Here is an 8,042-nt window from a genome sequence, read left to right on the forward strand (position 1 = left end):
TTATGCTTCCTTTGATTCACAACCTTCTCCATCGCTACATCTGCAGTCGGCTGTCATTTCGCAAACGCGTTTGGTTGCTGCTGGTTATTCTCGTCACCGTACAGCTGTCGCTGGTATTCGTCTTCTTCCATCGCACCCTTGCCAACACCCTGGAGCATCAAATCAGCACCCGTGCCGTGGTTCAGGCCCGGGAAATCGCCAGCGATCCCCAACTGATTGAAGAAGTAAAACGCAATAACTTAGATGGCATTCAGCGTGAAATTAAACGCCTGCAGGGAATTTCCGACGCCAACTTTATTGTGGTCGGCGATCAGGACGGGATCCGCTTAGCCCACCCTGACGAGAAGAAAATCGGCCTGAAAATGAAAGGCGGCGATAACCGCCGGGCCCTGGAGCAGGGCGAGCACTATTACTCCTATGCCAAAGGCAGCCTCGGCCGCTCCATTCGAGGCAAATCCCCGATCGTCACCCAAACCGGAGAAGTGATTGGCGTGGTCTCGGTCGGTTACTTACAGGAAAATATCAGTGACTGGATGTTTACTTACCTCCAGCCCCTGTCGCTAACACTTCTGATGATCCTGTTTGCCACCTCATTCGGCGCCTGGGTGTTTACCCGGCATATTAAAAGCCAGATGTATAACATGGAGCCGGAAGAGATTGCCCTGGCATTTCGGGTCCAGAAGTCGGTGCTGCAAGCCGTCTATGAAGGGGTAATCGCTGTCGACGGTCAGGGACGCATCTTGTCAGTAAACAAACGTGCGCTGTCCATTCTGGGCATTGCCTATCCGCCCGGTTATCTGGTCGGCCGTCAGGCCAGTGAGTTCATCACCCCGGCAGATTTCTTTACCGGCCGGAACCAGCGGGGCGAACTTGCACCGGCCGACATGAAAGATGAGTTGATTGCCTGCAACGGCGAAACCCTCATCGCCAATCGGGTCAATATTTGGGAGGATGAGCCCGGCCTTGCGGAAACGGTCCGGGATCATGCCGGATGGGTGGTGAGTTTTCGCAAACGCGATGATCTCAACACCCTCACCTCGCAGTTGAGCCAAATCCACCAGCATACCGACAATCTGCGTGTCCTCAGCCACGAACATGCCAACCGGTTATCCACCATCGGCGGCCTGATCCAAATCGGCGCCTATGCCGAAGCCTTAAAGGCCATTCGCAGCGAAACGGAAGACAAGCAACAACTGATTGATTATATCGCCCAGACGTTCCGCTCACGGGTCATCGCCGGTCAGCTGCTCGGCAAATACTGCCGGGCCAAAGAGCTGGGTCTGACCCTAGAATTTGACCCCTGCTGCGAGCTTAATGCCGATCCGGTCAACATCACGCCCGACGAGCTGGCGGCAGTCGTCGGCAACCTGCTCGACAATGCCTTTGAGGCGACGCTGAAGAACCCGGACAGCCATCAAACCATCTCGATTCTGCTGACCGATGCCGGCGATGAGCTGGTGATTGAAGTCGCCGACAACGGTCCCGGGATCCCGGATAACATCGCCGATTCCCTGTTTACCAAGGGCGTCTCCAGTAAAAATCAGCCGGGGCACGGCATTGGACTCTACTTAGTCCATAGCTTTGTCACCCAGGCAGGCGGCTCCATTCTGGTCGATGATGCCGAGCCGCAAGGCACTATTTTTTCTCTGTTTATACCCAATACGATTTCTAATAACCATAAGAGCTGTAAAGATGGAACTTTTTGATGTTTTGATCGTGGAAGATGAATCCAATATTGCTGAATTCCACACCCACTACCTTCAGCAAACCCGCCGTTTTCGCCCGATTGGCGTCGCCAAAAACGTCGCCGAAGCCCGGAACATGGTGCGCCTGTTAAAACCCAAACTAATTTTACTGGATAATTTCTTACCGGATGGCAAAGGGATCGATTTTCTCAAAGAAATCACCACCGCGAAATCACCACCTGATGTCATTTTCATCACCGCCGCCAGTGAGATGGAAACGGTGCGCGAGGCGGTTCGGTGCGGCGTGTTCGACTACCTGCTCAAGCCGATCTCTTATGACCGGCTGAAAGATTCGTTGGATCGCTACCTGAAATACACCAGCTCGCTGCGGGCCAGTGACAGCGTCAATCAACGACACGTCGATGAGCTGTTTAACTTCCAGTCAAAAAACAAACAGCATGAACACCTGCCCAAAGGGATTGACGAGCTGACACTGAACAAAATCAAAGAAGTGTTTGATATCGAGGACGTTCAGCACACCGCCGATTCTCTCGGAAAATCCATCGGGATCAGCAAGACCACCGCCCGGCGGTATCTGGAATTTTCTACGGCCAGTGGGTTTCTGGAAGCCGTGATCCAACACGGCAAAGTCGGTCGACCCGAGCGGATCTACCAGAAAAAAGCCTGATGCGGCTCATGTCGCTCGCAGCGTGCCAAGGTATAGCAATGAATGCAGCCTCATGCGTCGCGAGCGACTGCCTGTTACAGGGTATAGGAGGCCGGTACAATCGCCGTGTTGTCTGCAATTTCAAACAGCGCGGTAAAATTATCGCTGTGATCTTTGCACATCGGGATCACATAAATTTCCGCATCACCGGCGCGCTGCGTTTTGACCAATACCCCATGATGCTGCGGGTTCAGGCAATTGATCTCGGCGCAATACTGATCCTGACAGCGGCTGAAATACTTCCAGTACGCCAGCCAGTTTTCTTTTGCCTGCTCGGTTCGGATCTCATCCATCACGTTACTTACTAACATCGTTATTTGCTCTCTCTGCGAATGGGTCACGCTATTAAAACGAAATTCCCAACGCCGGGATCAGATGTTGTTCAAACTCCACCGTGCATCAAATGGCATCTTTGATTTTTATGATTTTATCCGGGGCTTTGCGGCGGAAGAGCGGACACTTTTACATGCCCCCCCATTATAGCCAAAACAAAAGGGCGCGCTCGATCAACGAACGCGCCCTTTTGCGGCACTTTGAAGGCGGTCTGAAAACCGGTGTATCGCTTTCAGCGCAGTCGCTGTTATACCCCTTCTTCGGCCAGCTCCGTGTCTGGTGACGATTGCGGCTTGTCCCGTGTCAGCCACCAGCACAGCAAAGAGGCGACAGTGACCATGATCACACCCTGCCAGAAACTGGTTGTCAGCTCGATATCCAGGATCATGGCCGACAGGAAGGTTGAAAACACCGGCGTGAAATAAGACATCGTCGCCAGAAAAATCATGTTGCCGCCGATGATCCCGATATTCCAAAACGCATAACCGCCCCCCATCGCAATGGCGACCAGCAGCAGATCAACACCCACCCCCACGTTCCATGTCATCGGCGGCTCGCTACTGAAGCAATACTTCACCCACAATGCCAGGGCTGTGGCGATAAAAAACCAGGTAATCGCATTCTTCCCATCCGCCAACCGACGGGTGATATTGCAATACACCGCCCAGAGGAAGGCACCGGTCAGGGCCAGCGTATAACTGATCGGATTGGTCTGTACATTGGCCATCAGTTGCGCTGCCGACAATCCCTGATCGCCGCTCACCGTCCAGGCCACGCCCACAAAAGACAATGCCAGGGCCGGATAGAGCAGTTTATTGACCGGTTTATTACTCACCAGCACGGCCAGTAACACCGTCAAACACGGCCAGAGATAGTTGATCACCCCCATCTCCACGGCCTGAATCCGGTCATTGGCCATTCCTAACGCCAGCGACAGGCAGATTTCATAGCTGACAAAGAGAAAACCACCCAATATCAGATATTTGGTTGAGAAACTTTTCAATTTTGGCGCGCCGACAAACACAATCAGCAACACCGAGCTGACGGTATAGATCATCGCAGCGCCGCCAATCGGCCCCAGTTGCTCGGTGACATTGCGGATCAGTCCGACGATCGTACTCCACAACAAAATGGCAACGCAGCCTGCAAGCGTGTATTTATGGTGACTGATCATCTCTTCCTTAAACCTCGATCCATGAGCATACAATCGAGCCACTGTGCCTGCTCTGCAGCACAAATACAATGAGGAACACAGAATTGCCACCATTTTCACAAAAAAGCCGCAAGGCCACCGTGTTAGAACCAAACGGATCCGCGGGTCTACAAATCCCGCATCAACGCTTCGTACTCTTCACTCGCTTCAACCATTGAATGAATCAGTGCTCTGGCATCATTCACCGACAGATAAACATGCCAGTCTTTCTGGGGCGGTTTTGCAAATTCGCAGCAGACGATACTCGGCAGCGTTCCGTGACGCTCGAAACGTAAATCTTTAAACGCCGCTTCATACGTTTGATCGACTTCAACCAAATGGACCCGGAGATAACCTTTCGGATTGATCTCAATATGGGCGTGATAGTGCATATTTCCCGGCAGGATACATGACAGGCGCTTGGTGTACATAGTCTCTTTTTCCGTTATGACAAGCTGAACCAAACTCAACCAAAGCATCGCCTTAGCTTTAGTCGCCAACCAGTAACCACAACTATAGCGTGGATAATAAAGTTTGTGTCTTATCAGCAAGCATCACGAACACTGACCTTGCACATTCAGGATTCACGACATCGTGGTTCAATGGATGACAGGTCTGATCAAACAAGGCTGTAAAATACTGAAACAAAAACCCCAGCTTTGCGCTGGGGTTCCTCGTGACTCAATAGCAGTTGTCACTTTTCCAGGTCACTTCCCAGGTCCCGTATATCGGACTTCTGAGAATCGCTTTCCCCACCACCCGATCGGTTTTGCCCTCTTTTTTCCCGGGCCAACCGTATTCCGCATACTGGGCATTCTTTTGAAACGTATACAGATCTGAATTGGTGTCCAATTCAAAGTTCACGTTACACGTATCGTAGAGTAAATCTGTCTCGACGGATGCCCATAACGGCACCACCCCGGTATCGGTATCATGGAGGAAAAACGATCCGGCGTATTCTGTTTCACACGATTCATTGTTTAAACAATGCCAGTAATGCTTATGGCTTTGCGACTTCAGCTCAAATTTTGAGGCAACACCCGCCGACGACTCCGGTGCTTTCACCATTTTTAGCTCGCTGAGCTGAAATGCCAGATCCTGTTCGCTGGAATTTTTGGAGCTCGAACATGCAGCGAGCAAAATCAGGACGACCCAAGAACTGTTTTTGACAAACATCACCAACTCCTAACCCATTGCTTCGAGATTATTCGTATCAGCTTTAAGCATAAGAATTAAAACTGGAACAACTGTCCATTTATTGAGAATGTCATGAAATTAAGCGGGGCAAGCGTGTCATTTTCAAGGAATTGAACTATGTTGCCCATGCGAAAAATTCTGAAAAGAATCAGAGACGTGCTTTGCTGTTTTGTGTTCGGGTCACGCTTTCCACCACGACGGAACAGCCCGGCGAGCCGTCAACGGTCCATCGACATACTGTCGGCCGACGGGCAAAGAGAATATTCCGTGAACCGTTTCCCATCAATTCATTATGCACCTGATTCCGCACACTATCCCCCTGTATCTTGAGTGCCATCTTCCGACTCGGGCAAGTCGTTCGGGTCACTACACTACTGCTAGAGAAAGCTGACATGAGCATTTTTTTTGAAGACAACTTAAAACGTGAGATCAACGGTCGACGCATTATCGCGGTTGTCTGCGCCGGAGGCATGACCTCCAGTATGCTGGCGCAACGGATGCAAAAATTCATTGATGAATCGAATTTACCCTATTACGTAATGTTTTCCGGTATCGAGGCACTGGCGGATTCCGACTTTACCAAACTGTATGTCGATAACATTGAAGTGGTCTACGTGTCCCCCCAGGTGCACCATCAGTACCAGTTTGCCAAAGACGCCATGGCACACTATGACATCCCGGTATTCAAAATTGAGGGGAAAGTTTTCGGCACCATGGACTACCGAACTGTGGTTCAGGATGCACTGAACTGCATTCGGGAGAAGCAATAAAGCAACATCGCCGCCATGGAAAAACGGGGCGACGTCATTTTGTGTCGTCACCCCGCCCCAGTGTTACCGCTCCCACTGGCGTCACGCCACCGAAGGCTAAATCATGCTTCGTATCATAGGATTTTCAATCATGAGCCAAATAGCGACCGCGACCAGACATCCTGCATAGAACCAGTTCAGTGCTTTTTCATAGCGCTCACTACTGGAGATCCTGGACAACACATCGCCAATTGAAACCCAAACAAAATGCATGGAAATGTTCAGGACCGCTAACCAGAAAATCAAGATGAGAATACCTTGCTCACCGAATGCTGCCTGAGATTGATCAGCAAACAAGGTAAACATCAGGAAAACCATCAGCCAACCTTTGCTGTTCAGAACCTGGATCAGCAGGCCATCGACAAACCCCAACGCTTTGGCTTCTCCATCAAGTTTCGTTGAAGTCGATCGCACAAACTTCACCGATAAATAGATTAAATAAGCCGCCCCCAGCAGTTGCATGCCATTCATCAGCTCGGGACGTGCATGCACGACCTCACCCAGGCCGTAACCAATCACAATCGACTTCAGAATGAAAACACTATCCACCCCGGCCAATAAAGGGATCGAACGTTTGATCCCGACACTGGCACCCGATGCTGCAAAAACGATATTTGCCGGTCCCGGGCTGAATACCAGCGGAAACATGACACCCAACCAAACAATAAACAAACTCATACTTACCTCCTTCATCAATAGCGCCATGTTAGCCAGATGAATCGGAGCGATCTTGTATGAAATTGAACGGTCGGTGTCAGGCCCCGGAATAATTCGAAGGCGAGACGCCGAATGCTTTTTTAAAATTTCGGCTGAAATGACTTTGGTCGTAAAACCCGCACGTCAGGGAAACATCCACACAGCTCAGGCCTTGCGACAGCAACTGTTTGGCCCGGTGGACTTTTACCAACAAGAGATACTGGTGCGGCGTAATGCCAAACGTTGCTTTAAAGCTCTTAATGAGCTGGAACTTCGAGCAGTTGGTAATTTGCTCCAGATCGGCGAGCGACGGATTGGCTTCGTAATGATCGAGGATGAATTCTCGCGCGAGATAACTACTGTTTGTGTCATGGCGACTCGATTGCTCTTCTCTGGCCGAGCCATATTGTGAAAATAACTTCTCCAGCGCCAGGACAAATAAAGTTTCTTTGGTGAGTTCAAATGAAGGGTGCTCTAACGAGACATGCAGTTGCAATAAGGTCTCGAACAGCTCCGCATCGTCAATCACCGTGCGGTCAACAATCGGGTCCACTGGCAGCGCCCGGCTGGCAAATTGTTGCGCCAGTTCATTCAGGTCGAAATAAAACATCCGGTAGCGCCAGCCCTCCGGTGTCCCGGAAAAACCGGTATGCACCTCAGCCGGATTAATCGCAACAATGTGGCGTTGAGGCACCAACAAATTTTGCCCTCGGTAAAATAACCCCTCCGCACCCGATTCAATCACACCAATGGCCAGTTCATCATGCCAGTGCTTGGTAAATTCAAACTTGGTATAACGGGCTGAAAGCAGCTCGACCCCGGGAAATGTATTGTTTGTCCATAATTTCGATGTTTCCAAAGCCATTGCTTGCTCCCTGGCTTATTCATTTCCAATGCCTTCCAGATGAAATGGCTCGATTGTGATGACATGATTCGCGAGTAATTGCAATGTTTTTAAATCTGTCGGGGCCTGGTAGCTATCTAAAAACACCTGATACCCGACGGGATCTTTGTCTTCCAGAAACTGAAAACTCTTTTTTGGGTCTTTGTTAATAGTATGGATACTTCCACTCACCACCCAAACCAGGGTGAGATCACGAACGTTTTGTGACCAAATTCTGTGGGTTTGACCGGCCGATCGAATTATGATCTTATACTCCCTTTTTCGGGAGTTCTAAGGTGAGTATCGAGGCTCTTTCTCAGTATTTGGGCGATCTGCAAGACCCTCGTCAGTCTGCGAAAATCAGTTATCCCTTGTTCGATGTTCTGTTTCTTACGGTTTGTGCGACGATTGCTGGAGCTGAGGGCTGGGAAGACATTGAAGATTTCGGTGAAGCACATTTTCAGTGGTTTCAGCAAAAAGGTCTTTTTACATCCGGACTTCCTGTTCATGACACCATTGC

General features: G+C 50.3%; 10 protein-coding genes. 4 read left to right on the forward strand and 6 right to left on the reverse strand.

The features are described from left to right. Positions 1-2: 2 nt before the first annotated feature. Together VV869_RS07750 and VV869_RS07755 are read left to right on the forward strand one after the other, a co-directional pair. Positions 3-1,706 (forward strand): sensor histidine kinase, encoded by a 1,704-nt coding sequence (locus VV869_RS07750; RefSeq protein WP_337734414.1) that lies wholly within the window; start codon positions 3-5, stop codon positions 1,704-1,706. Then, a complete protein-coding gene (locus VV869_RS07755; RefSeq protein WP_337734415.1) occupies positions 1,693-2,373 on the forward strand; it encodes a response regulator in 681 nt (226 codons plus the stop codon). Before VV869_RS07750 ends, VV869_RS07755 begins: the two co-directional genes overlap by 14 nt. 74 nt (positions 2,374-2,447) lie before the next feature. Here VV869_RS07755 and VV869_RS07760 read toward each other — a convergent pair whose 3' ends face one another. The 4 genes from VV869_RS07760 to VV869_RS07775 all read right to left on the reverse strand — a co-directional run bounded on the left by VV869_RS07760 (position 2,448) and on the right by VV869_RS07775 (position 5,113). Beyond that, a complete protein-coding gene (locus tag VV869_RS07760) occupies positions 2,448-2,723 on the reverse strand; it encodes a hypothetical protein (protein WP_337734416.1) in 276 nt (91 codons plus the stop codon). A gap of 269 nt (positions 2,724-2,992) precedes the next feature. Further along, positions 2,993-3,919 carry an aromatic amino acid DMT transporter YddG gene (gene yddG, locus VV869_RS07765; RefSeq protein ID WP_337734417.1) on the reverse strand — a complete coding sequence of 309 codons (927 nt, stop codon included), beginning with the start codon at positions 3,917-3,919 and terminating at the stop codon, positions 2,993-2,995. A gap of 146 nt (positions 3,920-4,065) precedes the next feature. Then, on the reverse strand, positions 4,066-4,368 hold the full coding sequence (locus VV869_RS07770) for a hypothetical protein (RefSeq protein ID WP_337734418.1): 303 nt from the start codon (positions 4,366-4,368) through the stop codon (positions 4,066-4,068). 250 nt (positions 4,369-4,618) lie between these two features. Then, entirely contained in the window at positions 4,619-5,113 is a 495-nt protein-coding gene (locus VV869_RS07775; RefSeq protein ID WP_337734419.1) for a hypothetical protein, read from the reverse strand. A gap of 413 nt (positions 5,114-5,526) precedes the next feature. On the opposite strand from VV869_RS07775, the gene VV869_RS07780 reads away from it, so the two are divergent. Further along, positions 5,527-5,904: a PTS sugar transporter subunit IIB gene (locus tag VV869_RS07780; RefSeq protein ID WP_337734420.1), complete on the forward strand. Its 378-nt coding sequence runs from the start codon at positions 5,527-5,529 to the stop codon at positions 5,902-5,904. Positions 5,905-6,000: 96 nt separating this feature from the next. Here the strand turns inward: VV869_RS07780 and VV869_RS07785 are convergent, their stop codons facing one another. Both VV869_RS07785 and VV869_RS07790 read right to left on the reverse strand, forming a co-directional pair. Next, complete coding sequence (locus VV869_RS07785) at positions 6,001-6,621, reverse strand: LysE family translocator (RefSeq protein WP_337734421.1); 621 nt, start codon at positions 6,619-6,621, stop codon at positions 6,001-6,003. Between the two features lie 76 nt (positions 6,622-6,697). Next, complete coding sequence (locus VV869_RS07790; RefSeq protein ID WP_337734422.1) at positions 6,698-7,504, reverse strand: helix-turn-helix transcriptional regulator; 807 nt, start codon at positions 7,502-7,504, stop codon at positions 6,698-6,700. Between the two features lie 314 nt (positions 7,505-7,818). Here VV869_RS07790 and VV869_RS07795 point away from each other — a divergent pair. Continuing rightward, the coding region (locus tag VV869_RS07795; protein ID WP_337734423.1) for a transposase family protein at positions 7,819-8,042 on the forward strand (224 nt) is incomplete at its 3' end.

The organism is Photobacterium sp. MCCC 1A19761 (genome assembly GCF_037389125.1).
Lineage (GTDB): Bacteria > Pseudomonadota > Gammaproteobacteria > Enterobacterales > Vibrionaceae > Photobacterium.